Origin of the sequence: Streptomyces sp. NPDC041068, assembly GCF_040647455.1 — a bacterium.
GTDB lineage: Bacteria > Actinomycetota > Actinomycetes > Streptomycetales > Streptomycetaceae > Streptomyces.
Map to the genome: position 1 here is coordinate 1 of NZ_JBEZCG010000040.1, position 25,767 is coordinate 25,767.

Consider the following 25,767-nt stretch of genomic DNA (forward strand, 5'->3'; position numbering starts at 1 on the left):
GGAAGGAAAGGGTCCGCCGGAGCTTCCCCTCGGTCACATCCCACAGCCGTACCGCCGCCCTGTCAGCGGTGGCCAGGATGTCCTTGACGGGGCTGAACACCAGCTCAGACACATCCCCGTCGTGGCCGGTGAGGATGCGACGTGTTCTGCCGGTTGCGCTGTCCCACAAACGCACCGTGCCGGCGTCGCTGACAGCCAGTGCGTCTCCGCCCGGGCTGAACGCCATCCCTCCGACCATGTCATTGCCGGGAGCACGCAGGGTGCGCCGGAGCCTCCCGTTGGATACATCCCACAGCCGCACCGCATCCTCATCAGCGGTAGCCAAGGTGTCCCCGCCCGGGCTGAAGACCACCTCGGACGCCTCCCCGGTGTGGCCGGTGAGAGTACGGCGAGGTCGGCCCTCCGTGACGTCCCACGCCCGCACGACCCCTGTCCCAGCGACAGCGGTCAGTGTGTTCCCATCCGGGCTGAACGCCGTCGTGAGGATGGAGTTACTGGGGAAGGGCAGGCTGCGTCGGAGCGTCCCGTTGTCCACGTTCCACAGCCGTACCTCCTTCTCGTCAGCAGTGGCCAGAGTGTTCCCGTCAGGGCTGAAAACCACTGCGGAGACCGCCCTGGCGTGGCCGGTAAGGGGGCGGCGGAGCTTGCCTGTCCCGGTGTCCCACAGCTCCACCGCTTCGTCGTAGCCAGTGGTGGCCAGGGTGCGCCCGTCTTTGCTGAATGCCGCTATACGGAAAGATCCCGCAAGGTAAGTGGAGATAGTGCTCTCTGTCTTCCCGCCGACCATGTTCCATATCCGAATCGCCCTGTCGTGACCGTCTTCATCGTCGCCATTCTCTTCGCCTACGGTGGCCAGGGTGTTCCCGTCTGCTCTGAATACCACTGCGGACACATAACCGGGGTGGCCTGTGAGTGTGCGCCGGAGCGTGCCTGTGGTGGTCCCCCACAGCCGCACCCGTCCTCCACCGTCACCGACGGCGAGGGTGTGCGCATCAGGGCTGAAGGCCATCGCGGACACAACGTCACCATGGCTGGGGAGAGTCCGGCGGACCTTTCCCGTCGCGGTGTCCCACAGCCGCACCGCATTCTCGTCAGCAGTGGCCAAGGTGCGTCCGTCCGAGCTGAAGGCCATCGTGGACACAGCCCTGGTGTGGCCGGTAAGGGTGCGGCGGGGTTTGCCCGTCGCGGTGTCCCACAGCCGCACCGTCTTCTCGTCAGCAGTGGCCAGGGTGCGTATGTCCGGGCTGAAGGCCGTCACAAGCACGGGGGTGGCGTAGGCGGGCAGGTGGTACTGGCGGGCAAGGTCTGCTGCGGCGTACAGACTGGTCGTTGCCTCGCCGGTCGGGGCGGTGCGATAGGCGCGCACGGCCAGCAGCGAAGCCAGGTCGGGGTCGGTGGCCATCAACGCGGAGGACTGTGCGGCGAGCTGCCGGGATATGGCGGTTTGTTGCGCGGCCACCGCGCGTGCGCGCTGCCGGTCGCTGGCGCGGCTTTGCTGCCAGGCAAGCACACCGGCGGTCAGGGCCAGGACGAGCAGCCCGGATACGGCGATGGAGAACTGGCGCAGTCGTCGGGTGGTGCGGGCGGCTGCGTGTTGTTCGTGGTCGCGGGCGGCGACGCTGGCGTTCAGGAAGGCGCGTTCCAGGCTGGTGAGATGGGGGTGGGGGAGATGTTCTTCGGCGCTTGCCAGACGGATTCCCCGGTACAACGCGCCTGAGTCCTGGTCGAGTTCGGCCCACGCCCTGGCCGCCTCGGTCAGCCGGCGGTGGGCACGCAGGCGTTCGCGGTCCTGTTCGATCCAGCCGTGCAGCCGAGGCCAGGAAGTGATCAGCGCCTCGTGCGCCAGGTCGACGGTGGTGTCCTCAAGGATGACCAACCGGGCGCGGGCCAGCAGGTCGAGCACCGTGCGGGTGTCGGTGCGCCGGTCTTCCTCCAGTTCGCTCACATCGATGGGGCGGCGGGTGTCCGGGGTGTCGTCTCCCGGGGTGATCAGGCACAGCAGGATACGCCGGGCCGTCTCGGCCTGGGCGGGGGCCAGTTGGGTGTAAACGGACTCGGCACTCTGGGCGATGGAACCATGGATGCCACCGGCCGATTCGTAAGCTTGCAGGGTCAGGGTGCGGCCACGGCGGCGGCGCCAGGTCTCCAACAGCACATGCGACAGCAACGGCAACGCCCCCGGCTCACCTCCCACCTCCTCGATCAGGTGTGCCGTCAACGCACGCTCGACGATCAGGCCCTCAGCTGCGGCCGGTTTGACGATGACCTCACGCAGCTCGCTGGTGGACATGGGGGGCACCGGCAGGCTCGATTCCGCGATGACCGCGGCGAGTTCGGGATGCTCCAGACAGCGGGCGTAGAAGTCAGCCCGCACACCGAGGACAACCCGCCGGCGGCTGTGCGGATCTTTGGCGGCCAGCAGCTGGTTGATGAACTCGGCTCGTTCGGCGGGATCGGGGCAGAGAGTGAAAACCTCCTCGAACTGATCCACCACCAGCCACGTCTCCCCCTCAGCCGCCGCAGGAACCAGGACATCGGCGTGGATACGCAAGGGATGCGCGCCCGGCGTGAGGATGCGGATCGCCGCCGGGCGCAGCCCGCTCTCCTTGGTCTGGCGCAGGTGTGGGATGAGCCCGGCCCGCAGGAGCGAGGACTTGCCGCTGCCGGACGGGCCGAAGACCACCGTGACCCGATGCTGCCGGACAAGCTGTGCCAGGTGGTCGGTCAGGTGGTCCCGGCCGAAGAACAGATCCGCGTCACCGGCCTCGAAACGGGCCAGCCCCCGATAGGGCGCATCGGTGGGTTCCTCGTCGGCGGCCGCGGCCTCGGACTCCTCACGGACAACAGCCCGCCAGCGCCCCTCCCACTCCTCTACGTCCCCGCCACACGCTCTGGCGTAGGCCAGCGTCAGGGCCAGGGAGGGGAGTTTCTCCCCCGCGGCGGCCTGCGACAGCGCGGTAACCGAGTACCCCGTGCGCCCGGCCAGCCCCCGGTAAGTAATCCCCCCGGCCTCGTCGCGCAGCTTGCGCAGCTCCACCGCGAACCGCGCCACCGGCCCCGCCGCCGGATCCACCGGCTTCTCCTTACGCCCCACCCAGATCCCCCAGACCCCCGGATGATCACCTGCACGCCACGCTACGAACCCGGCACAGGCGCTACAAGCCGCTCGCTGGCCATCCCTGGAACCCCCACCCGTCCAGAACCCGATTGTTTACCCCCACCGACCTGGGCTGATGAACAACACCCCAGCAAGGTGAACTCGATGCCAGACCGCCCCTGGCGCTCCAGACCCGGGGGGGTGCGCAGCGGCTGAGCCCATATCCCCGGCCGCTGTGCAACATCCGCAAGAACCACCGTCACACCCACGGAAGGACCACCGTGACCACCAGGTATCAGACCGAGCAAGGACGGCGTCCCGCGAAGATCAAGCCCAAGATTGCGGTCACCACGGCCATGATGGCGCTGGCTGCAGTTGCGATGACCGCTCCAATGGCCTCCGCCGGCGCTGCACAGGCACAACAGGCGCCGAAAGCCACGCGCGCTGCCGCAGCTCCCAATACCCCGGCCCAGGGCACGGCGGCGCCCTGCCATGTCCCCGGTTACGGGGGGAACTACCTGTGCCAGTACCCGCCGAAGTACTACGTCTACCCGAACGGGACCAAGGCCGTGTACGTGATCGGCACCGACCGCGCGGTCTGGGAGCGGATGCGCACCGCCTCCGGGCACTACACCCCCTGGAAGTCCCTGCACGGCAAGGCCTACAGCAAGGTCTTCGTGCACCGTGACACCGGCTACAACGTCACGCTCAAGGTCAAGGACAGCATTGGTCGGTGGTGGTACGCCAGCCGCATCCCCAGCACCGGCAACTTCACCAACTGGCACCTGTAAGACCTGCCCCGTCAGCGCGGACGGCACCCCGATCAGCCGTGGTGCCCGGCACATCGCCGGGCACCACGGCCACATTCATGAAGACGATCTCGATATCCGCCTGCTGCACCCCGCCGACCGGTCGTCACCAGGCGCTCCAGCCCCGGCCGGTGACGCTGACCGGTCCGCCAGGAAAACCGCCGCACCGGCACCGGCACCGACGCAATCGCCGGGCCCGCCGACAGGTTCTTCACCGGGACGCTGGCCGAGCGGGGACGGGCCATGACTGTCGAGCTGACCGCGCTGGGCTTTGGACGGGTGGCGGAGAAGACGGTGCAGCGCATGCGGCTGGCGTATCGCAAGTAGGGGTTGTGGGGGCTCGTCGGCCACCGTGTCACACGGGGCCGCAGTGGTGGCGGTGGGCGGCAGGACGAGCGGGGCGTGGCCGCAGTCCAGGGCGTGCTGCGCGGGCAGCAGGGACGCTCCAAGGGCGCTGTCAAAGGGCTGATGCCATTGGTCGCTCGGTTCCTCAAAGACCGGCACAAGGGCACGGTCGCGATGCCATCGCGGGCCACGTTCTACCGGCTCGTCCATGAGCTCGCACACCCCGCGGACCATCCGGCCGCCCGGGTACGGACGGTGCCGGTCACCGACGGCGGGCGTAGGTTCACCCCGCCCGTGGCATTGCGGCCCGGGGAGCAGGTCCAGATCGACACCATCCGCCTGGACGTGCTCGCGCTGTTCGACGACGGGAGCGTGGGACGGCCGGAGCTCACGATCGCTATAGATGTTGGGTCAAGGGCGATCCTGGCGGCGGTGCGGTGCCCGGCGGGAACGCAGGCGGTGGATGCCGCTCTGTTGCTGGCGGAGATGGCGGTGCCGCGCCCGGCACGACCGGCCTGGCCCGATGTCCTGCGCTTCGCACACAGCGCGGACCGCAGCGGGGAAGAACGTCGGCATCGACCGCGTGCACTGGGATGCGGCCGTCAAGCGCGGCACGGCGGACAACCTGTCCGGATCCCGCGTCGCCGAGCTGCTCCTGACCGACTACGCCGAGGCCCGCGTCGAACTGGCCGTCACCGTCCGTGTGCTCAAACGGCCCCGGACGACAGCCTCCTGACGCACCGCACTCTCGACGTCGCCGCCCCAGTCCCGCTGCCACCGGCCCTGGCCCTGGGTCCAGCGCCGGTGGCAGCTGACAGGACGACCGGATGAAGCCCCGGCTATGGTCTGTCCGCCGGCCTCGCCGGAGCTCTCGAATCGCCCGGGGCCGGGTCGTGAATTTCCGGGCTACCCGGTGACGGGCCGGATCCGTGAGCGCTGTGCGGCCCTGTCAGTGGCTCCGCGTTCTTCACCCACTCGGGAGATTTCCTCTGTGGTCCTGAGCTTCGTCGTGGGGCCACCGGCTCCACCGTGTCTGCGGCCGCCCGGAGTTGAGCCGCACGGTGTGCCGGTTGTATGCCCTGCGGTCAGGACAAGCTTCTGGCCGCCGAACCGGCGCGGCTTGGCTCGTTGGCGCCCCATCGCTTCGGCTGCCCGAGATTCCCGTACGTCCGTCCTTCCTGTGGGTTGAACGACCACCGGGGCTCAAGCGCCTTCAGCCCGCCGTTCGCCGCCAGTTCAACGGCGGTGTCCCGGCGGCCACCGAGGCATCCTCGCCACTCTGCCCGGCCACACCCGCACCGGCCGAGTTCGGTGCGCCCTTCACGCCTCTCGGCGACTCCTTGGCCTTCTCCGCCCCGGCCCCGCAGGCCGTCACCAGCGCCAGCGCGGCTACCAGGCTCGCACCGAGCACGCCCAGCCGCACGTGTCCCCCGTCCAGAGGCACTCTCCTCCCCCATCGATTCCATCCAGTGGCCGGAGACGGTCGGCCCTTCCGCAAGCCGCACGAGCCCCGCTACCGGCCCACCACCCGCATGCGCTCACCGGCAGTGACGGCGGACTGCTGACTGCCGACTGCTGACTGCCGACACCGGGGGCCCGGGCCGTACCCGGCGTCCACCGTTGGTTCCATCGACGATGAAACCCCCGCGGTAGGCACGCGGTTGCTACACCTTTCGCGGTAGCGCCGCGCACACAGCCCAGCCTGTGATCTTGATCTGAAGCTCCCCCAGGTACGGTCCGGCCTGCCGAACAGGCCGTACGACACACCCGTGTCCTCTCGCGAACGAGGCCGTGAACGTGTCGGACCGGACGGCAAGAACGTTGTCCCCGTCACCCCCGACACCGGCGAGCACATCGGTCCGGATGAAGCCCGTCCTTCTATGCCGTCAGTGGACTGCGCGGGAACCGAGATCTCTCCACACCCCGGTGGTTCTGGCACAGCCACCTCGCGACCGGATTCCGGAAATGCGCCATCGCCCCACCGCCGCAGGCCATGACACGTGTCCGCGTGACCTCTCCGTACGGTTCATACGTTTCGTACGGTTCGAGCCTGTCCTCACGCATGCGCATGGACAGCACAACGTCCGGGAGGAGGGGACGTCGTACATACAAGGGCGGACGGCCGGTTGGTCACCACGCACGATGTCCGGCGCCGTTGCGTCGTTGATCGTTGACCCGTGATGCGATGTCAGCCCTCCGGCGCCGGTACCGGCGCCGGCAACGGTGGGAGCAGACGATGGCAGAAGTGACACGACGCGGCGTCCTTGCAGGAGCCGCCGCGCTCGGAGGGGCAGCCGCGGGGCTGGGCTTACCTGGCACCGCGACGGCTGCCGCCGCGCGTACCGGCGCGCCGGGCGCGGTGACGGTCCGCCCCGACGACACACGGTACGCGTCGTTGACCGGCCGAGGCAGCAACGCGCGTTTCGTCGGCGCTCCCGACTACGTACGTGTGGCGTCCTCGGCCCGGGAGGTCGTCGACGCCGTGCAGCAAGCGGTGGACGAGGGGCGGCGCATCGCCGTGCGGAGCGGAGGGCACTGCTTTGAGGACTTCGTCGACGACCCGTCCGTCAAGGCGCTCATCGACCTGTCCCCCATGGCCTCCGTCTCCTACGACACGCGGCGGCGGGCCTTCGCGGTGGAGCCGGGTGCCCTGCTCGGTGAGGTCTACCAGCGGCTGTTCCTCGGCTGGGGCGTCACCGTTCCGGCGGGCGCCACGGCGGAGGTCGGGGTCGGCGGTCACGTCCTGGGCGGCGGGTACGGCGCCCTGTCGCGCCGGTACGGCCTGTCCGTGGACCACTTGTACGCCGTGGAGGTCGTGGTCGTGGACGGGCGCGGGCGGGCGAGCAGCGTGGTCGCCACGCGGGAGCCCGACGACCCGCACCGCGATCTGTGGTGGGCGCACACCGGGGGCGGGGGCGGCAACTTCGGCGTCGTCACGCGCTACTGGTTCCGCTCGCCCGGCACGAAGGGCTCCGACCCCGCTCGGCTACTGCCCCGCGCACCGGCGTCCGTGCTCACCTTCAGCGCCTCCTGGTCCTGGAAGGACCTCGACCGGCGGTCGTTCACCCGCCTGGTCGGCAACCACGGCGGCTGGCACGAGCACAACAGTGCGCCCGGCTCCCCCTACACCGACCTGTTCAGCTTGCTGATGCTCAACCACCGTGAGTCCGGCACGATCGAGCTCGTGGGCCAGGTCCATTCCCCAGGTGCCGACGCACAGCGCCTGGTCGACGACTACGTGGCCGCGGTCGGGGCCGGAGTGCGGGCGCGGCCCACGCGGACCGTGGTGAACCGGCCATGGCTCCTGGCGGCCGCGGCCGTCCAGGAAAGCGAGCCGGCTCTCTTCAAGGCCAAGGCCGCCTACCTGCGGCAGTGCTTCACGGATCGGCAGCTGGGCGTCCTGCACGAGCACCTGTCGGCCGAGGCGGGCGGCGCGGTCGACGGCGCGGTGTGGTTGGTCTCCTACGGAGGGCAGGTCAACGCGGTGGTGCCCGGGGAAACGGCCGTGGCACAACGGGATTCCGTCCTCAAGGCCATCTACCTCACCACCTGGCAGAACCCGGACGCCGCGCGGTCCGCCCTGGGATGGGTGCGCGACCTCTACCGTGACATGTACGCCGACACCGGCGGCGTCCCAGTACCCGGCGCGGTCAGTGACGGCTCGTTCGTCAACTACCCGGACACCGACCTCGCCGACCCGGACCTCAACACGTCCGGGACACCGTGGCACACCTTGTACTACAAGCAGCACTATCCGCGCCTGCAGCGCATCAAGGCCCGCTGGGATCCGCGCAACGAGTTCCACCACGCGCTGTCCATCCGCCCGCCCAGGTGAAACGGCATCGCTCGAGACCGAGGAGCTCATGCAGTTCACCGACGAGCGTCAAGATGACGAAGCGGTCGGCGTCGGGGAGAGACCGGTGGATGACCAGCCGGCCCATGATCGGGCCCTTCCCCCGTGGGCACCCCTGCATCACGGTCAAAAGGGCGAGACACCATTGCACCGTCCTTCGCCGAAGTCCGCTGGGCCTTGCCCGTCCGCGGCGTGCTCATACGAAAGGTCCGCCAGCACCCGCCCGAAGGGCTCAACACTCTGCAAATAAAGGCGCGTTGGAGATTCAGGCAAAGGGCCCACCTACGGCCTATCCACAACACCGGAGCGCGACGCCCGCCACTACCGGCAGGCCCGCACCCGGCACCGATCCGAGCACTACAGCGCCGACTTCACCCGCTCCCGGCAGTGGCCAGCCTGCGTGACCTCGATCGCCGATACCTGGGGCGGGAACGCCGCTGAACGCCACCGAGAGAACCGCACCTCCGCAGGAACCCTCGGCAACTGGCCTCAGCGGCAGAAACAAACGTGCACCTGGCAGCTGCTCCCGACCGAGCAGCAGGAACGGCTGACGCGGCCTGACAGCCCTCACACAATGGATCGAACGGAACGGGAGGGCTCGGACCGGCCAGTACCGCGGAAGACGTTGCAGACCCCGCCCGACCGGACCGAGACCAAGCCCGGCGTATGGATCTCCCACACCAAATCGAGACCCCAAAAACTCACCAAAGAGCAGCCGGAAGCACCACCGAAACTGCGAGCCGAGTGGGCGTAAGCGACACCCCGGGAAGCCTGACGGAACTGGACTGGAGCGACTCCGTCGTCCACCCCCAGAGCGGGCGCCGCTACCACCGCACCGCCGACTGCCGCGCCTACCGGTGCGGGCGCGACCTCCAGGGCGCGGACTGCTTCGGGGCCGTAGCGGTGACCGGCCCGCTCCCCCGCCGTCAGATCACGGCGCACCGCCCGGAACAGGGGCAGCGGGCCGCGACGGGCCGGGCGCGGTACTCGGAGCGGGCTGGCTTCGGTTTGGCCAGTGGTCACGATCGGCAGGGGGAACGGCCTACCGGGCCTTGGAGATAAGTGGCGCGTTCTAGTGAGGTGAAGCTGCGGTTGACGGCATGGCAGATCTTGCGGGCGGCGGGTTCCGGTCGGAGAGGGGTCGTACCAGGGTCTCAACGACTCGGCCCGCCACTCGTACTTCAACAACGACACCGACTTCCGCAACGACACCGACTTCCGCAACGACACCTTCAACGAGTTCACCAGCCGTGCGGGCGGTGGCCAGAGAGTGCACAACAACGGAGTGTCCTTCAGCAACTCGAGCAACAGCGGATACGAGAGCCACTACTACACCGGGATCGGCAACGACTGGGGCGGGCAACTGCTCTGCGTCGAAGCCGGATCCGAGGTCAACTACGTCCACCCGGACTTTCGGAACAGGGCCAGCTCGCTTCGGTTGCTGAAGAACAGCGGGAACTGCTACTGAGCGAACGCCTCGCAGGTAACGGGGCGGCGGTGTGCCGCACACCGCCGCCCTCCGGCGCCACTCCTCATCGCACCCCGACCACGGATTACGGAGAGAAGATCTGCCATGCCCCCGCTGAAAGTGGGCCGCAGGCTGGGTATCACCGCTCTGGCGCTCGCCCTCCTCGTCCTCACCGGGACCATTGTCTGGGCGCTGCACGACGGCAAGCCGCCGCCCGCCCGACAGTTGGCACCGCGGTCCGCTCCTGAGCCGGCCGTACTGCGTTCCCGGCTTCCCTTTCATCCCCTGCTGCACAACACATCGACCGCTGCTTCCCGCCGCGTGCACCAGGCCCGACAGCGCCTGATCACCCGCTGCATGGCCAAGCACGGTTTCCGCTATCAGGCACCTCCCCTCGATGCCACGGCCTCGGCAGACGCCGGCTCAGGCCCTGCGCAGTTCGGCATCGAGACCCTCAATCCGGCGGACTCCGCCGACCGGCCCGGCACGCAGCCCACAGAACGCCCCCGTGGAAAGTATTCGGCCGGGCACTCTACGGGGACCCCCAACTCAGGATCTCCGCCCACAACAAGGACATCAGCGTGAGCCGGCCCGCCACGGGCTGCGTGGCCGACGCCCAGCGACAGCTCCTGGGCCCGGGTGGGCCGCGACGCGATCTCACTCTGCGACTGCAACTCGACCAAGGGGAGCGCGACGCACTGCGCACGCTGGGAAAGGACTCCGCGTTCCGCGAAGCGACGGCACGCTGGCGTTCCTGCATGCGACAGGCGGGATTCACCACCGCCAAAGACCCACAGCGGCTCGCAGCGGCACTGCACCCCGACACCCCCCTTCCCGAACAACCCGCGGCCCGCGCCGACGTGACCTGCAAACACGCCACCGGCTACCTGGAGCGCGCGTACGCCAGGCTCGCCGCGCTGCAACAGCGCTGGCTCGACGCCAACCCACAGCCAGCGGACCAATGGCGCTCCCTGCGCCAGCGCGAAAGCCAGGCCGCCACCAAAGTCCTCAACAACGAGTGACGTTACGGACACCCCTGCCGCCGAGCGCGCCCACGCCCTTCCCGGCCCTTGCAGCAACGTTCGGGTAAGGACACGGCACCGACCAGCCCACACCGTTCAACGCGCCTGCCGGACTCCTCCACGACAGCCACGCCGTGAGTCCCGCCCCAGCCCCCTCCACGATGGACACAAAGGCCGTACTCCAAGGCCGCGCACAAAGACCCGCCCAACAACGGCAAGGCCGTCTGCCAGGAACTCACCGGCCACCCCTCCGAGGCATGTCCCTCAAACATCAGGCCGCTCACAACCGTGGCCGAGCACCCACCCGGCCCAAGCGTTCACATCCCAACTCCTCAGCGCTGCAGAAAAGACGGCCCCCGTGAGCACCATCGCCTGCCCGCACTGCGAGGAGTCCCGCGCGCTGCTCCTCCTGAAGGAGCGGGGAGCCCGAAGCAGAAGGACGCACCGACCACTTGGCCGGTGCGTCCTTGGCCGAGCACCGGACCGAGCGTCAGGGCCTCAGCAGTCCGCCCACCCACCAGTCATGCGGCTTACCGTCGTTGGCGATCCCGCGATTGCGCAGTGTCCCTTCGACGGTGAAGCCGAGTCTCTCGGCAACGGCACACGAGCCGATGTTCCCCGCCATGACTCACCACCCGATGTGGTGGACAGCGAGGGGCGGCCCAGCCCCCCCCTCACACAGGGCCCCAGCCGCCTCCACCCAGTACCCGCGGTCGCGCTGAAGTTCGCAGCCACGGAGCGTCACGGAGCCCACGTAGGTTTCCGAAGCCCGATCGCCGTTTACCGGAAAGTCACATTCGGTGCGGTACGGCTTCGTCCCGCCAGCGGTAGAGGTCACGCAGCAGGGAAATCTCGGCGCCGTGATGGATCAGCTCCCTGTTGACGTGCAGGACGATGCCCTCCATGGGAAACCGCTCGGGACCCACCACGGGCGGATTCTCCAGGTCGGCGTCCGAGAGCTCGCGGACCCCCGCGTTCCATCTCCCGTACATCTCATCGAGCTGTTTCAGCGCCTCGTCAGCGGTCCCCGCGTAGGCGAAGGTCTCGGACTCGACGTCCTGGCCGCCGAAGTGCCATCCGACCCGATAGCCCAGCACGGAGACGATGACGTGCGCCAGCCGCCAGGCAATCGTGGTCACCGGCGCCGGCTCCGGGCCAGGCCACGCGAAGTCCATCGTCCATTCCCCCGAACCTTCCGACATCGGTGCGGCCGACGTGCCACGTGGGCGGATGCTCCAGCAGCCACGCACCGGCTCCCAGAAGTACTCCTCATCGGCAAGACCATGCAGCCGCGGCCGCAGGTTCTTCTGCCAGTGCCGGTCCAGCTGGTCCGCGAGCCGCTCACTTCTTGTCATGTCCGCACACTACAGATCAGACCACGGAGACCTGGCCGCGGCCCGCGCGGACGCCGTCGACGGCCGGGGCCGCGAGAACCTGCCACACCGAGAGATGGCGCTGGGGACTGAAGCGCCCTTCGGGCCGCGCCGCCGCGAGCGGCTGCCCGGCATCAACAACCCGGCCGGCCGGGTCGGGTTCACTGACCCACATGCGACAGCCCCTCCGCCGACATGACGGATGATCAAAAACCGCAGGCTCCCGCCCGAGATCAACACGAGCATCCCGAGCGAGCGCCGTACCCGGAGAACTGGGGCGGCGGCAAGGGGATCGAGGGCCAGTTCGACGTGGACACCGGTGTGCCCGACGCCCGGGATGTGCACTACCGCCTCGACCCGTTCGAGGACGATGCTCCTGACGCCAACTCGTCCGCCGCCGTCGGCGCTCCCAGGGCCGCTGCCCCGGCGGCCCCGGCCGCGAGCAACACCGCCTCCTTCACCACCACACCGGCCGCGGACGGCAACCACGTGGTGCAGGCCCGCTCCGTGGACCGGGCGGACAACGTCGGCCCGATCGACGCCATCAAGGGTGGGTACAGATCGACCCGGTGTACAACGACTTCCCGAGTAATGAGCGTGCGGTCGTGATGGGTGCCGGTAACCCGGGTGCCTGGTTCGACTCCATGTGCGTGAGTGACGGCTCCGACACCGGCGACGATAACGCGCGGCAGAACTTCGACTTCTTCGGCGACCTCACCTGGAAGGGAGGCATGAACAGCAACCACCCGGTCGACCCCCACATGGCCACCGGAACAGCCGACCACAAGTGGAATGGCGACGTGGACAAGGCATCCGACTCCACCGACAACGACCTATCGAAGAGCATGCCGGTGTTCTTCTCCGGCCGACCCGTCACCGAAACGCAAGCCCCGCCCGGCCTGAACGGCAAGAAGGGCGAATGGCGGGACGGCTACGGGCACTGGGAGTCCCCGAAGCTGATCGTGACGTGCGACAAGGCCGCCTCCTACGGGACCCCGGGCTGTGTACTGCCGCAGTACGCCCCCCCACGTGCAAGTTCAACACCGCCGCCTGTCCCGAGGCAGCCACGCACGCCTGGCTGATCCTGAACAAGTCAGGGGTCAAGGGACTGGGGCAGAGCAGGGAGAGGCCGCTCAAGTACCTGCCGCCGACGGACCGGAACAAGCAGGGCTATTACTCGAAGAAGAGTCGCAAGGCGATGTGCACCACATAGCAGGGGCCGAAGTCGGGAAGTACCGGATGAGTTCAGGGCTCCAGCCCTATTGATCCGAGATTCAAGCGGTCCCATGCCAAGGTCTAGTGGATATGCGGGCCCAGAGGCCTACCAGGATGACTCGTGCCTCTTGTGCTGTCCCGCTCTGCCCTCCCGCGAGCCCCGATGGTGGTCTCGCTTCGCTCAGCGCCGAGGTGGACGAGGCGCCCATATCCTCGACGGCCTGGAAACGGGACGGCCCAGCGACGAGGTAGCGTCCGCCAGGAAGGTGCATGACGAATGGAACATCCCAGGACCAGTCACCAGTACACCTGCTGAAGTGCAGACTCTGGTGGCTGGTTGAGGGATGGAGCGGCCGGAGAAACGGCTCAGCATACGCGGCTTCCACCAGTTTGATGTCCATCTGCTCCTCATGGAGCAGTCGCTGCCACGCAGCCTCCACGACATCATCCTGACCAGGCCCAGGCGCCAACGGCAGCACTCGGCCCATCTGTCCATCCCATGCGCCCATTCTGCCGTTCCGTGCGCCGACTAATTCTTCGTCGACCGGCCAAGCTGCATGCAGACAAGGGATACGACGTCGACCACCAGTACCGCTGGCTGCGCCGCCGACAGATCGTGCCGCAGATCGCCCGCCGCGGAGTTGAAGCCAGCGAGCGCCTTAGCCGGCACCGCTAGGTGGTCGAACGCACGATGTCGTGGATGAACGGATGCCGCCGTCTACACCGACGTTACGAGCGCAAAGCCGAACACTTCCTTACCTTCGCGGGACTCGCCGCATTCCTCATCTGCCTATCACCGTACGTCAACGGCAAACTGACAGATCACCATGTTCAGCGCCGCCTCGACGGAATATTGCGCAACTGCTGCTCCAGTTCCCATCCGTAGCCGGAAGGTGGATTTGCAGAGACTGCGGCCTGGGAGGGTGTACGTGGGCTGACCTGCAACGGCTCGGGGCCAGGCGGGCCGGGCATCCTGACGTTGGCCGTTCGCTCCCTATGAGGTCTTACTCCGCGCGCGCCGGCGCCGGCCTGGAGGCCGTCCAGACCGGTGGACAGGGCGACGTCACGCAGGGACGCCGAGCGGCGGGTGCTCGAGCACGCGAGGCTTGTACTCGACCAGCTGGATGCGGCCGTCGAAGGTGCGGTGCTCGATCATCTCGAGGGCAACGTCCGGGTAGCCGTCGTAGATGCGTTCTTCGCCCGTGGCCCCGGTGATCACCGGGAACATCACCACCCGGAAGCGGTCGACGAGTCCGGCTCGAAGCAGGGACCGGCACAGGCTGAGGCTGCCGATCGTGCTGAGAAGCCCCGAGCCACTCGACTTCATGGCGCGGACCGCCCCGACGGCGTCCTCGCGAACGAGCTTGGAGTTGGCCCACGTCAGTGGCTCCTCGAGTGAGGAGGAGAACACCACCTTGGACGCTTGCGTGAGCTCGTCGACGGACGTCTCTTCTTCAGGCCTGAACTCTTCCTGTCCCTTCGGGACCTCGCCTGCGGCGAAGCCCGACATCAGGCGGTAGGTGTTCGCCCCCATCAGGTAGGTGGCCTCGGGCTGCTCGCCGAGCCATGCGAGATACTCCGGGCCCTCGAGGCCCCAGAACCCGGGCCATCCCTCTCCCGATGCGTGGCCGTCGAGGGAGGTGATGAAGTCGACGAGAAGCTCCGACATGGTGGTTTCCTTTCCTGCGGTGTCACGAGCTTGGACCGGCCGGGAGCCACGAACTCATCGGCCGCGCTGTGGAGCAACGAGAAAACCCATGACGCTGCAGTCGATCAGGACGGCGGAGCGGCACTCCTTCGGAGGACCCGGAGGCTTACATCATCGGTCAAAGCCCCAGATCAGCCCCACCCGCGAACGGCCCGAGCCAGCCGTCACCCTCAGCCGGGCCAAGTCCGGGCCCTTCTACCCCGGCCCTGCGCACCGTACCCAACCGGCTGACCCACTCCCAGAGTTCGAGACAGCCCGCCGCTGAAGCGGGAAAGGACCTGGTGTCCATAACCGCCCCCCACCACGGAAAGCACGGCCGCCACATGGGCGTCCCGGTACGTGTCGACACCAAGAATGACCTCTCCCTCAACAACCGGCCGCACCGGCTCACTTGAGATCACCAAAGAGCTCCTCCTGCCCTATGAGCCTGCTGTTCCGCGCCACTGGACTGTCAGAGCGGTCAGCAGTGAGACAGTGCCCAGTTCACGGCACGCATACCTTCGAGACACACCCGGAGCAGTCCGGTGGCAGTGATCCCACGCTGGAGGTCGGCGAAGGCAGGACAAGACACCCGGTCCGAGATGTCACGAGCCGGAGCCCGGCACGGCAGCACCACACCCCATCTGCCCACGTCCCGTCGGCCCACGATCGATCGCAGCCGCTGTGCACGGGAGAGCTGCCGACGGCTATCGACCCACGTCGACCCGGAAGGAGAGCCGGTTGCCCTTCGTCTGGAGTGCGGCGCTCTGAAGGGTCGGGTCTTTGTACGACGACGCCTGCTCGACCAGGATGGGGCAGCCATACTCGTCGTTGAGGCAGCCGCCGAGTTCGGCCCCGAGGGTGTCGACCCGGGCTACGCCCGCTTGCCGCTTCAACCACTCCTCGACCGGAGGGACCTGCTTGGCGCAGTGATTGACGCACGGGTCAGGCCACGTGTACGTCACTTGTGCCCGGTTCTGGTCGACGCGGGTCGTGGTCGACCGGGAGAAGCCCGTGGGGGCGGTCAGGGCGTCGGCCGCACTCCGGTTGGCCTCGTACGTCTTGTTGTCCCGCATGGAGGGGATGGACGCGGCAACCGCGGCCAGCACGAACACCAGTGTCGCCGTGGTCAGCTTGGCCCGCCGTGAGAAACGTCGACGCGGTGCGGGCTGCGGTCCGGCGGTGGGTCCCGCCGCGACCTGCCGCACGGCGGGGCTCCACGCGGGCATCGTGGGAGGTGCGAACGCAACGGGGCTTGCCGCGGCGGGCGTTGGTGCTGCGGAGCCGTTGAGCTGGGCTTGCAGCTGGTCCATGGTCAGGCGTGCGGCCGGATCCTTGTGCAGCAGCCCGTCGAGTACGGGGCCGAGCACCCCCGCCCGCACGGCCGGAATCGGCGGCTCCGTCGCGACGGCGACCAGGACCGCGCTCGGGGCCGTTCCGGCGAACGGGGCGTGGCCCTCCACGGCGGCGTACAGCGTCGCCCCCAGAGACCAGAGGTCGGACTCGGCCGTCGCAGGCAGGCCCCGGACCTGCTCGGGCGCCATGAACGCAGGCGTGCCCATGATCATGCCGGTGGCGGTGAGGGTGGCGTCTCCCTCAAGGGCGGCGATCCCGAAGTCGGTCAGGACGGCCCGGTCCTCTTCGAGGAGGATGTTGGCGGGCTTGATGTCCCGGTGAGTGATCCCCATTCGGTGCGCGGCACCGAGCGCAGCCGCCACCTGCCGCCCGACGTCGGCAGCCCGCTCGGGCGTGAGCGCGCCTCGTGCCTCGATAAGGTCGGCCAGGGACCCGCCGTCCACCAACTCCATGACGATCCAGGGCCGTCCATCCGGGCCGGATATCCGGTCATGAACCGTGATGATCCCCGGATGCTTCAGCCGTGCGGCGGCACGGGCCTCCCGGTCGAGCCGGGCGATCCAGTTCTGCCGCTCGAGCTCGCCCAGATGCTCGGGCAGCCGCAACTCCTTGACGGCGACGTCCCGCCCCAACTGCTCATCGTGAGCATGCCAGACGGCGCCCATGCCACCTTGGCCGAGCAGTCGGCTCAACCGGTAGCGCCCTGAAAGGAGTTGCCCGTGATCGTCGTCCACGCATGGAATATAGCCGGGCCGCACGCGCTGGACCCTGGCGTTCAGAACCCCGGTAACGCTCCCGCCGTCCGACTGGTGGAACGTCGTACGGCGCCGGGACCGCCTCGTCGGGGCGAACGGCCTTGCATCCGAGAATCACATTGATGTCCTGGCGGTCAGCGATCTCATGGGCGATGCGTGGGAGCCCGTTGAGAACGGCATCGGTGATGAACAGCCGACGGTACTCGTGTGGTGTGCAGCGATACAGGCCCAGTGACGTCGGTCATGCCCGTGCCAGTGAGGGCCTCATCACCTATCGATCGCGGCCGAGGTCACAGCATCGCTCAACTACCGCGTGTCGCCCCGGAGTCCGGGTCGATGAAACCCGCGTGGCGGCTGGCGGCTGGCGGCTGGCGGCTGGCGGCTGGCGGCTGGCGGAGAACCCTATGGCGGCGGATGTCCGGCCGTGTTCCTATATGGCGTCATCGCCCATCTGGCCACTCCCGCCTCACACGGAAAGTGAACGCATGTTACGAACCCTGCGCACCCTTGGCCTCGCCGTCCTCCTGGCGGCGGGCATGTCCGTTGCCACCGCCCCGTCCGCCAGTGCGGACACCCTCACGCCCGTCGGCGGCGGCAGCGGGCTCATCTTCCGGCTGAGCCCGACTCCGGAGGCACCCCAGAGCTACTACATCTGTACGCTCACCGCCGTCGGCCGTGACAACACCGGCAACCTCGTTGGCCTCACCAACGCCCACTGCTTCATTGACGACAAGGGCAACAAGCTGGTCGGCGAGAAGGTGTATCTGGACAGCTCTCCCGCCGGAACCGCCGCGGCCCCGGCGCCGATCCCCGACAGCCGCCCCGACCTCACAACGGGCGCCATCGGCACAGTGACGTACGTCGGCACACCGAACAACCTCCTCAACACCGGCCCCAAGGGCCTGGATTACGCGGTGATCGACCTGGACGAGACCAGGGTCGCGCCCACCAACACCGTCGGCTCGGTGACCATCACTTCGCTCGGCGCCCCGCCCGCCAACGGCACACGCATGTGCAAGCAGGGCCACCGCACCGGCCTCACCTGCGGCATCAAGCTGGGCACCAACGGCATCTGGTTCAACCACCTCATCTGGACCAACGGCGGCGACTCCGGCGCTCCCGTCGTCGACGGCCAGACACTGGTAGGTAACGCCTGGGGCGCACAGCACAGTTCGCCAATCCTGAGCATCATCGACGAGATGAACACCAACGGCGGCGTCGGCGCAGGGTTCCACCTCGCCTCCTGAACTCCTCCTGCCGAAAGCCCGGCCATCCGGAGGGTAGGTCCCAGGCGGCCGGGCCGCATCCCTCACCAGACCGCCAGAAGCGTCTCAGGTGTCACGGCCCCTATGAGCGGGGTCCTGGCTGTGGCCATCTGACCAGGTGGAAGACCTCTCGGGCCGCGTAGCGTTTGAGGCAACGGACGATTTCGCGCCGGGTCTTACCCTCCTTGATCCGGCGCTCGTAATAGTCCTGACGACCGTAGGGCCTGGGCGCAGAGTTTCGTGAACCAGCCGCCCGACTTGATGTCGTCCGCGCTCAGCCTGCGACGAACTCCCGCAGTTTGGCCCGCTCCTGTTCGACAGCTTCGCGGTCGGCATCGTCGGCATTGACGGAGCCGGGCAGCACTTCGGTCACAACGGGGTCCCCTCCCAGATGGTTCAGCGGCCTCCAAGATTGCCAGATACGGGCAGACTGTCGGCGGTTGGCCTTCGAGGAGTTCGAAGAGGTCTGGGACACCGCCCGCCGGCACATCGAGTCCCGGCGGGCGTCATGACTCCCAAAGCGGGCGTGAGCAAATGCCTCCCGTCCTGAGAAAAGAGCCCCCTGCCGCTCTCCCCGCAACCTTCGTCCACGCCGGCATCAACGTCACCGACACCCAACTGTTCACCAGCACCCACAGCGCCCAACTCGCCGGACGCGCTCCCTCGTCGACTGCGGCCCCTCCCCGCCCGCCACGGCACCCGCCCCTCCCTTCACCGACGTCATCACCGACGTCGAAAACAACCTCGACCTCGCCCACCACTACCTCCGCCAACGCACCGCAGGCCGCATCGAAAGCCCCACCGCCTCATCCACCAAGCCCCCTCCCAGCGTGACGGTATGTTCGATTCCCGTGGCCGACCACGCCGCGTCGTCGACATCGTGCTCAATCGACACGCCGCCGTCCTACAACTCCGCGCTCAGGGAAGGACATTACGGGGGGCATCAACTGCGGCCTCCGCCTCGACCACTACGCAGCGCGCCGCTGCACCCGCACCTCCGATATCCGCGAGTTACTCGTCGAGGTGAGGGAGCGCCGCACGAAGCTCGACGACTACAAGACGTATCTCTACCAGCGGTATCGCGTGGCTGCCGCAACGCTCCTAAGGTCTTCCGCGAGGTCGGGACCAGTGCTTCGCAGGCGATCGCGGCATACGGTCAACGCCTGTGTACGACAGCTGGGACTCAGCATCGTCCCGCCGTCACCGGACTGGACACTGCCCAAGCCTCGCCGAACTCTGCGATGGATCATGACTGATCCGTCCCTGCTGCAGCAGGGAGAACTGCAAGGCTTGAAGGAGGTCCGAGCCGCATGCCCTGAACTCAGGCCCCCACCCGGCCGGTGTCGTACGCCCACATCGCGATCTCGACCCTGTTTCGGGCGCCGATTTTGGTCAGCAGGCTGGCGACGTGGGTCTTGGCGGTCGTCAAGCCGATGAATAGCTCGGCGGCGATCTCGGCGTTCGTGCGGCCACGGGCGACCAGCGTCAGCACCTCCTCCTCGCGTTCGGTGAGCGGCTCGATCGGTTGGGTCCGTCGGCTCGACGGTTCCCTGGCGGCGAGGGTGGCCAGCAGCCGCCGGGTGATGTTCGGCGCGATCAGGGCATCGCCGACGGCGGCGGCATGGACGGCCTGGACGAGCAGCGCCGGCCCGGCGTCCTTGAGCAGAAAGCCTCGGGCGCCGGCCCGGAGCGCGCCTTGGATGTACTCGTCGAGGTCGAATGTCGTGATCACCACTACTGCGATCGGGTCCGGGACGCCCCGCCCTGCGAGGAGCTTGGTCACCTCGATGCCGTCGAGCCCGGGCATCTGGATGTCGACCAGGCACACGTCGGGGCGGAGCCGATGCGCCAGCTCGACGGCGGCGTGGCCGTCGGCGGCCTGGCCGACGACCTCGATGTCGGGCTGCGCGTCAAGGATCATCGACAGGCCGGTGCGCACCAGATCTTGGTCGTCGGCCACCAGCACGCGTACCGTCATCGGCGTACCTTCGTCGGCATTTCGGCATCGACCGTCCACCCGCCCTCGGGCGCTGGCCCGGCACACAGCGTGCCGCCGAGCAACTGCGCGCGCTCGGTCATCCCCAGCAGCCCGAAGCCGTGGTTCACCGACCGTGCCGGGTCGATCTGTCCGTCGTCGGTCACGCGTAGTCGCAGCCTTCCCGCGCACTCCACGACCCGGATCTCCACACGCGAGGCGTTCCGGGCGTGCCGCAGAGCGTTGGTCAGCGCCTCTTGCGCCAGCCGGTAGACCGCCGCGTCGACCTGGGGCGGAAGTTCGTCCATGGCATCTGGCAACTCGACGTCGACGACCGGGACCGGGGCGCGTCGGGCGAGGGACACCAGGTCGGCAACGCCGGGCTGGGGGGCGCACTCCGCCGGCGCTCCGTCGCGCAGCTCCCGGACCATCGCCCGCATCTCCGCGAGCGTCCGCGACGCTTCCCCTTCGATGACCACCAGCGCCTCGAGCGCCGCTTCAGGTCGCTGCCCGGCCATCGCCCGTCCCGCCTGCGCCTGCACAGCGATCGCCGAGACGTGGTGGGCGACGATGTCGTGCAGCTCGCGCGCGAGGCCGACCCGCTCCTGGCTGCGGCTCTGGTCCAACGCCCGGCGCCAGCTCTCGGCGCGGTAGCGGAACGCCGCTCCGTCCGCCGCAGCCGCCGCCAGGACGGCGAACCCGCCGATGACGTCGGCCGGCTCGGTGTAGTCGGCGACCGTACCGATTCCCGCAGCGACCGCCACCACCGCCAGCCCGATCACGATCTCGCGCCCTGAGCCCCAGCGGACCAGCGCGTAGACGAGCACCAGGATGTAGATCATCGTGTCGAGGCCCACGCTCGGGGCCCCGCCCAGCAGGCTCGCCAGTCCCAACGCCATCGCGGTGCCGAAGGCCACCACGACACAGGCCAACGGGTGGGTACGCCGCCACAGCAGCACCGGCGCAAGTCCGACCGCCACGATCGTCACAAACGGCCGCCAGGCGACGTCGTCCCGGAGGACTCCTTCGAGCAGCGCCGCCACCATCGACACCCCGACCAGCACCCAGTCGCGCGACACCCGTTCGGGAGCGTCCGTGGCGCGGGGCTCGGCCCACAGCGAGCTCAGGGCGTTGGTGGTCACACACCCAGCCTAGGGACCGCCGAGGCGTCGGGGACCGACCGAAAGAACGAGACGCCGCTTCTCCCAACGGCCGATGCGGGTCCGGCCTCGACGCCGATGTGTCCGCCGCCGGGCTCAGCGATCGTGGGCCTACCAGTCCTCACCACGACAACGGAGCCTACGATGAGAACGCGTCAACCCACCACGAGCGCACTGGAAAACCAGCGGATCCCGGTGAGAGCCAAGCTCGCCGCAGCGTGGACAAGCTTCATGTTCCTGTACGTCTACGTGGACATTCTCGCCTTGTTCAAGCCCGGCGCAATCGATGACATCGAGGCCGGCGTCGTCTGGGAGTTCAACATCAGCCAGACGTTGTTGACCGCCTTCCTCGTGCTCATGGCGATCCCGATCCTCATGGTCGTGCTGTCGATGACACTGCCCGCTCGGGCGAACCGCATCACGAACCTCACCGTGGCCTCGGTACAGGTCCCCTTCGCGGCATTCAACGCGGTGGGCGAGTCCTGGACGTACTTCTACGGCCTTGGCGTCGCACTGGAGGTGATCGTTCTCGCCCTCATCCTGCGGTACGCCTGGACCTGGCCCCGCACCACACCGTCGGCGACCATGGCGACCAGCCCGGACCGTGAAACCGTTCGCGCCCAGCAGCAAGCGTGAGCCCAAGAGCAGTCCCCGTCCTGTTCGGAGCCATCTGCCTCGGTGCCGCGGTGGGGGCCGCCTGGCGGTCGGACACCAACCATCACTGGGACGTCGCGTAGGGGCCTTCCAAGGCCCCTACCGGCAGGTCAGGTCATCGAATGCGCCCGCAGGCCCACCGCATCGTCGACACCGACCCCAAGCGCGGCGACGTCGCCGTCCGCGTCACTGGCACCCGCCACGACAAGCCGACGTATCAGGTCCGCCAGTCCCTACCGAACACCCCGGTCATGATCCAGGCGCACCAGCGTTCTTCGCCCGTGTTGGCCCACGTCAGTGGCTCCTCGAGTGAGGAGGAGAACACCACCTTGGACGCTTGCGTGAGCTCGTCGACGGACGCCTCTTCTTCGGGCCTGAACCCGTCTTGGCCCTTGGGGACCTCGCCTGTGGCGAAGCCCGACATCAGGCGGTAGGTGTTCGCCCCCATCAGGTAGGTGGCCTCGGGCTGTTCGCCGAGCCAGGCGAGGTACGTCGAGGTCGCTGCCCTGTGGTCGGCCAATCAGCTGACGGCTGCGATGGCCGCTCTTGGTGTCACAGCTACGTTCTGGGGCTCGCGCCACAGGTGGCATCGCCGGTAAATCTGCGGCTCCAGAACCCATCCGTCGGCACTTCAACACCATCCAACACCCCCGCGCGCCGGTGACCGGTCCGACGCATTCCTCCTTCCTGGCGCGCCGATCGAGGTGGCCCTGCACCAACTGCCGCAGCGGCTCGCGACCCAACTGTGCGAGCTGGACTTCCGGTTCATCGAGAGACAGCTCGGCAGCCGAGCCGCCGACCAGCGTCGAGATGAGGCATTCGAAGGCACCGCGGGAGGCCACGTACGGATCAGGCCCTCCCGCCACGGTGGCACCGTCCTCACCCCGATGCCAGGGGGCACCGACGCCTCCTCGAATTCCAGTACCTCCCCACCGGATCGCCTTCTCCGCTCTCGGCCGCCGACAGCACCGCCAGCACCAGCACGACCGTCTCCCGTGTGATCTCCAACCGCGACGGATCCTCCCGCGCCTTCTCCAGCTGAAAGGCCAACTCCGCCGCCTCTGGCTGGAGTTCCTCCACCCGACGCCGCATCGCGGCCTCTCGCGCCTCAGGCCCCCCAGCTCAGAGCGTCTCGTAGGGCGGTCGTGCGTTTCGGTCCTTGCCGCGGTTGACGAGGAGCCAGATGGAGCAGACAACAGCGCAGGCCAGACCTGCATAGAGCAGAGGGGACGTCCAGAACCACACCGCTTCAGTGCTGTAGCCACTGCTCCAGTGACAGCTGATGGACGGCGGGAATCCCTTCACGTCGACTGATGTCAGCGTGTAGTCCCGTCCCGCTTCCCTGTACACGCCACCGCCGGTCTTGTCCGCGCACACGTCGAGCGGGTTCGTGAAGGCGAGCCCGTAAACGGTCCCAGCCCCGTAAGCGGCGATCGCTGCCGCGCTGCCGAGCGCAGCCCAGCGTGCCGGCCGGGAGGGCTTCCTCCTGGTCACCCACAAGGCATACGGGATCGCGCCCACGGCGAACAGGAAGATCGTAATCATCGGCGGACCGAACAACGCGAACAAAGACACCATGAACACTGACGCTACGCCGAATGGACAGGCCCTCGCGGCCAGTCCCAGCACACACCGATCAGGATGACTTCAGATCAACTGTCCCTCGAAAGGAACCGCGCCCTTTGCCTACCGTCCCAGGACAGTTCGGAGGTGGGCTTCGGTCCCCTCAAGGACCCCCTGCGCTACAGCTCCGCTGCCGACAATCCTCTGCCGCCGCCCATCCTGGGACACCTGGACTATCAGCAGGACCCGCGTGTCCAGGAGGAGCTGGACCAGCTCCACCTCCGGATCATCTCGACATCACCGCCACCCACTCACACCTGGTGCTCCTGGGGCAGGACCCAGGAGCACCTGCCTCTGGGAAATCGCCCTGTACAGCAAGCACAGACATCGAGGCACCGCGCCGTCGGCGTGCTTGCAACCGCCTCAGCTTGTTCCTTAACATCCGCCCCGATTTCGTGGTCACTCTTTGGAGTGACTGCAGGGTACGAGGACGGCCTTCCTCGTGATTCTCAACTCTGCGACGGAGTACGGGAGTTCACCAGGAAGGCCGTGGGATGAGTGTGCCGAAGACTGTCGGCAGGCGGGACGCGCTCGAGGAACCGTCACGCTTTCGGACGGCGTTCTACGAGTGCCTGTCTGCCCGTACGGACGCGTTCTTCGAACTGACCGACGCGCTGTTATGTGCGGACGGTCCGACCCGGACACCGGTCGAACTGTCGCTGCTGGCCGAGCATCAGCGTGGCTACGGCTCACTGTACGGGGCCCTGAACCACGGCCGCCTCGACGCGAACGCCCTGCGTGACCTGCTGGTTTCCCTGCCGCTGCCGCGGTTCGACGGGCGGATCGTGCTCACGGTGGACGTCTCGCCGTGGCTGTGGTCGGACGCTGCCTGCTCGCCGGAGCGACTGTTCTGCCTGGTCCACGGCCGCAACGGCCGCTCCTCGGACCACGTGGTGCCGGGCTGGCCGTACTCGTTCGTCGCCGTGCTCACCCCGGACCGCACTTCGTGGACGCAGGTCCTGGACGCGGTGCGGCTGGGGCCGGCCGACGACGCCGCGGCGGTCACCGCCGACCAGCTGCGGGCCGTGGTCGAGCGGCTGATCGCGGCCGGGCAGTGGCCGCCAGGTGACCGGGACATCCTGATCGTGATGGACGCGGGCTACGACGTGATGCGGCTGGCCTGGATGCTGCGCGACCTGCCGGTCGAACTGGTCGGTCGGCTGCGTTCGGACCGTGTCCTGCGAGGGCCTGCGCCCTCGCTCAAGGAGTACGCCCAGTCCTATCCCCAGGGCGGGCGGCCGCCCAGGCATGGCAAGGAGTTCAGCCTCGCCAGGCCGCAGACCTGGACGGAGCCATCGGTGGTGACGGTGAACGACACACCCCGTTACGGCAAGGCCGAGGCCCAGGCATGGGACCGGCTGCATCCCCGGCTGCAGCAGCGATCCGCGTGGATCGACCACGACAGCGAACCCTCTTATCGAGGGCACGTTGATCCGGCTGAACGTCGATCACCTGCCCGGCGACCGGCACGCACCACCGGTCTGGCTGTGGTCCTCGGTCACCGGCACCACCCCGGACGACGTCGACTTCGTCTGGTCCTGCTACCTGCGAAGATTCGACCTAGAGCACACGTTTCGCCTGTTCAAGCAGTCCCTCGGCTGGACGCGGCCACGGCTGCGTGCCCCGCAGGCAGCGGACCGCTGGACATGGCTCGTGATCGTGGCACACACCCAACTCCGCCTCGCCGCACCGCTCGCGGTCGACCAGCGCAAGCCCTGGGAGAAGACCACGCGTCCCGGCGAGACGCCGACACCGACCCGCGTCCGGCGCGGATTCCGGCACATCCGCCCACACCTCGCGTGTCCGGCCCGTGCACCGAAACCCAGCCGCCCCGGCCCCGGACGCCCGCCTGGCACCAGAAACCGGCAACCCGCCACCCGCTACGACGTCGGCAAGACCTTCAAACGCCCCGCCCCCCTCACCGAACGTGACGGCCGAGGATAAGGAACAAGCTGAGCGGGGGCACACGAGCCACAGCAGAGGCTCTCTGGCCGTGTGGCTCGCCGCGACGCTTATTAGAGGTCGTTTTCTCCCGGTGTTTCATCCCGTGATGCGGATTTGGTCCGGTGATGTCGGGTCGCGCCAGGAGACCGTGTTCTCACCGGTGAGA

At 68.2% G+C, this 25,767-nt stretch carries 20 protein-coding genes and 5 pseudogenes; 11 read left to right on the top strand and 14 right to left on the bottom strand.

What is annotated here, in order from left to right; genetic code table 11:
* Positions 1 to 3,073, bottom strand: a 3,073-nt coding sequence (locus tag AB0B50_RS43985) for a hypothetical protein (RefSeq protein ID WP_362343545.1), incomplete at its 3' end; no start/stop codon positions are given.
* 305 nt (positions 3,074 to 3,378) lie between these two features.
* Here AB0B50_RS43985 and AB0B50_RS43990 point away from each other — a divergent pair.
* Both AB0B50_RS43990 and AB0B50_RS43995 read left to right on the top strand, forming a co-directional pair.
* The gene (locus tag AB0B50_RS43990; RefSeq protein ID WP_362343548.1) at positions 3,379 to 3,888 is read left to right on the top strand and encodes a hypothetical protein; all 510 of its coding nucleotides are present in this window, start codon (positions 3,379 to 3,381) and stop codon (positions 3,886 to 3,888) included.
* An 886-nt stretch (positions 3,889 to 4,774) separates the two neighbouring features.
* On the top strand, positions 4,775 to 4,987 hold the full coding sequence (locus AB0B50_RS43995) for a hypothetical protein (protein WP_362343551.1): 213 nt from the start codon (positions 4,775 to 4,777) through the stop codon (positions 4,985 to 4,987).
* 477 nt (positions 4,988 to 5,464) lie between these two features.
* Here AB0B50_RS43995 and AB0B50_RS44000 read toward each other — a convergent pair whose 3' ends face one another.
* Positions 5,465 to 5,695, bottom strand: a complete 231-nt coding sequence (locus AB0B50_RS44000) for a hypothetical protein (RefSeq protein WP_362343554.1) — start codon at positions 5,693 to 5,695, stop codon at positions 5,465 to 5,467.
* A gap of 792 nt (positions 5,696 to 6,487) precedes the next feature.
* On the opposite strand from AB0B50_RS44000, the gene AB0B50_RS44005 reads away from it, so the two are divergent.
* The 3 genes from AB0B50_RS44005 to AB0B50_RS44015 all read left to right on the top strand — a co-directional run bounded on the left by AB0B50_RS44005 (position 6,488) and on the right by AB0B50_RS44015 (position 10,594).
* The gene (locus AB0B50_RS44005) at positions 6,488 to 8,086 is read left to right on the top strand and encodes an FAD-binding protein (protein WP_362343557.1); all 1,599 of its coding nucleotides are present in this window, start codon (positions 6,488 to 6,490) and stop codon (positions 8,084 to 8,086) included.
* Between the two features lie 1,303 nt (positions 8,087 to 9,389).
* Complete coding sequence (locus AB0B50_RS44010) at positions 9,390 to 9,572, top strand: hypothetical protein (RefSeq protein ID WP_362343560.1); 183 nt, start codon at positions 9,390 to 9,392, stop codon at positions 9,570 to 9,572.
* 581 nt (positions 9,573 to 10,153) lie between these two features.
* On the top strand, positions 10,154 to 10,594 hold the full coding sequence (locus AB0B50_RS44015; RefSeq protein ID WP_362343563.1) for a hypothetical protein: 441 nt from the start codon (positions 10,154 to 10,156) through the stop codon (positions 10,592 to 10,594).
* Between the two features lie 490 nt (positions 10,595 to 11,084).
* Here the strand turns inward: AB0B50_RS44015 and AB0B50_RS44020 are convergent.
* From AB0B50_RS44020 to AB0B50_RS44030, 3 genes and pseudogenes are all read right to left on the bottom strand, one after another.
* A pseudogene (locus AB0B50_RS44020) lies at positions 11,085 to 11,315 on the bottom strand (GNAT family protein); the annotation flags it as partial.
* Between the two features lie 70 nt (positions 11,316 to 11,385).
* The gene (locus AB0B50_RS44025; protein ID WP_362343566.1) at positions 11,386 to 11,949 is read right to left on the bottom strand and encodes a DinB family protein; all 564 of its coding nucleotides are present in this window, start codon (positions 11,947 to 11,949) and stop codon (positions 11,386 to 11,388) included.
* 16 nt (positions 11,950 to 11,965) lie between these two features.
* Positions 11,966 to 12,142, bottom strand: coding sequence for a hypothetical protein (locus tag AB0B50_RS44030; protein ID WP_362343569.1), 177 nt, complete (start codon positions 12,140 to 12,142; stop codon positions 11,966 to 11,968).
* Positions 12,143 to 12,162: 20 nt separating this feature from the next.
* Between AB0B50_RS44030 and AB0B50_RS44035 the strand changes: the two genes are divergently transcribed.
* Together AB0B50_RS44035 and AB0B50_RS44040 are read left to right on the top strand one after the other, a co-directional pair.
* Entirely contained in the window at positions 12,163 to 12,576 is a 414-nt protein-coding gene (locus tag AB0B50_RS44035; protein WP_362343572.1) for a hypothetical protein, read from the top strand.
* Positions 12,577 to 12,617: 41 nt separating this feature from the next.
* The gene (locus tag AB0B50_RS44040; RefSeq protein ID WP_362343575.1) at positions 12,618 to 13,049 is read left to right on the top strand and encodes a hypothetical protein; all 432 of its coding nucleotides are present in this window, start codon (positions 12,618 to 12,620) and stop codon (positions 13,047 to 13,049) included.
* A 192-nt stretch (positions 13,050 to 13,241) separates the two neighbouring features.
* Here AB0B50_RS44040 and AB0B50_RS44045 read toward each other — a convergent pair whose 3' ends face one another.
* A complete protein-coding gene (locus AB0B50_RS44045) occupies positions 13,242 to 13,691 on the bottom strand; it encodes a DUF6193 family natural product biosynthesis protein (RefSeq protein ID WP_362343577.1) in 450 nt (149 codons plus the stop codon).
* Between the two features lie 29 nt (positions 13,692 to 13,720).
* On the opposite strand from AB0B50_RS44045, the pseudogene AB0B50_RS44050 reads away from it, so the two are divergent.
* Positions 13,721 to 13,972, top strand: a pseudogene (locus tag AB0B50_RS44050) (transposase); the annotation flags it as partial.
* Between the two features lie 273 nt (positions 13,973 to 14,245).
* Here the strand turns inward: AB0B50_RS44050 and AB0B50_RS44055 are convergent.
* Positions 14,246 to 14,851: a dihydrofolate reductase family protein gene (locus AB0B50_RS44055; RefSeq protein ID WP_362343580.1), complete on the bottom strand. Its 606-nt coding sequence runs from the start codon at positions 14,849 to 14,851 to the stop codon at positions 14,246 to 14,248.
* A 725-nt stretch (positions 14,852 to 15,576) separates the two neighbouring features.
* Positions 15,577 to 16,959 (bottom strand): serine/threonine-protein kinase, encoded by a 1,383-nt coding sequence (locus tag AB0B50_RS44060; RefSeq protein WP_362343583.1) that lies wholly within the window; start codon positions 16,957 to 16,959, stop codon positions 15,577 to 15,579.
* 506 nt (positions 16,960 to 17,465) lie between these two features.
* Between AB0B50_RS44060 and AB0B50_RS44065 the strand changes: the two genes are divergently transcribed.
* Complete coding sequence (locus AB0B50_RS44065; protein WP_362343586.1) at positions 17,466 to 18,227, top strand: peptidase S1; 762 nt, start codon at positions 17,466 to 17,468, stop codon at positions 18,225 to 18,227.
* 1,339 nt (positions 18,228 to 19,566) lie between these two features.
* Here the strand turns inward: AB0B50_RS44065 and AB0B50_RS44070 are convergent.
* On the bottom strand, positions 19,567 to 20,223 hold the full coding sequence (locus AB0B50_RS44070; RefSeq protein WP_362343589.1) for a response regulator transcription factor: 657 nt from the start codon (positions 20,221 to 20,223) through the stop codon (positions 19,567 to 19,569).
* On the bottom strand, positions 20,220 to 21,362 hold the full coding sequence (locus AB0B50_RS44075; protein ID WP_362343591.1) for a sensor histidine kinase: 1,143 nt from the start codon (positions 21,360 to 21,362) through the stop codon (positions 20,220 to 20,222). Before AB0B50_RS44075 ends, AB0B50_RS44070 begins: the two co-directional genes overlap by 4 nt.
* Positions 21,363 to 21,524: 162 nt before the next feature.
* Here AB0B50_RS44075 and AB0B50_RS44080 point away from each other — a divergent pair, with 162 nt between their 5' ends.
* Complete coding sequence (locus tag AB0B50_RS44080) at positions 21,525 to 22,016, top strand: DUF6326 family protein (protein ID WP_362343594.1); 492 nt, start codon at positions 21,525 to 21,527, stop codon at positions 22,014 to 22,016.
* A gap of 272 nt (positions 22,017 to 22,288) precedes the next feature.
* On the opposite strand, the pseudogene AB0B50_RS44085 reads toward AB0B50_RS44080, so the two are convergent.
* The 4 genes and pseudogenes from AB0B50_RS44085 to AB0B50_RS44100 form a co-directional block, all read right to left on the bottom strand.
* Positions 22,289 to 22,524: pseudogene (locus AB0B50_RS44085) on the bottom strand (deaminase); the annotation flags it as partial.
* A 187-nt stretch (positions 22,525 to 22,711) separates the two neighbouring features.
* Positions 22,712 to 22,900 (bottom strand): annotated as a pseudogene (locus AB0B50_RS44090) (ISKra4 family transposase); the annotation flags it as partial.
* A 13-nt stretch (positions 22,901 to 22,913) separates the two neighbouring features.
* Complete coding sequence (locus tag AB0B50_RS44095) at positions 22,914 to 23,114, bottom strand: hypothetical protein (protein WP_362343597.1); 201 nt, start codon at positions 23,112 to 23,114, stop codon at positions 22,914 to 22,916.
* Between the two features lie 42 nt (positions 23,115 to 23,156).
* A complete protein-coding gene (locus AB0B50_RS44100; protein WP_362343600.1) occupies positions 23,157 to 23,612 on the bottom strand; it encodes a hypothetical protein in 456 nt (151 codons plus the stop codon).
* Positions 23,613 to 24,151: 539 nt separating this feature from the next.
* On the opposite strand from AB0B50_RS44100, the pseudogene AB0B50_RS44105 reads away from it, so the two are divergent.
* Positions 24,152 to 25,601 (top strand): annotated as a pseudogene (locus AB0B50_RS44105) (NF041680 family putative transposase).
* Positions 25,602 to 25,767 lie beyond the last annotated feature (166 nt).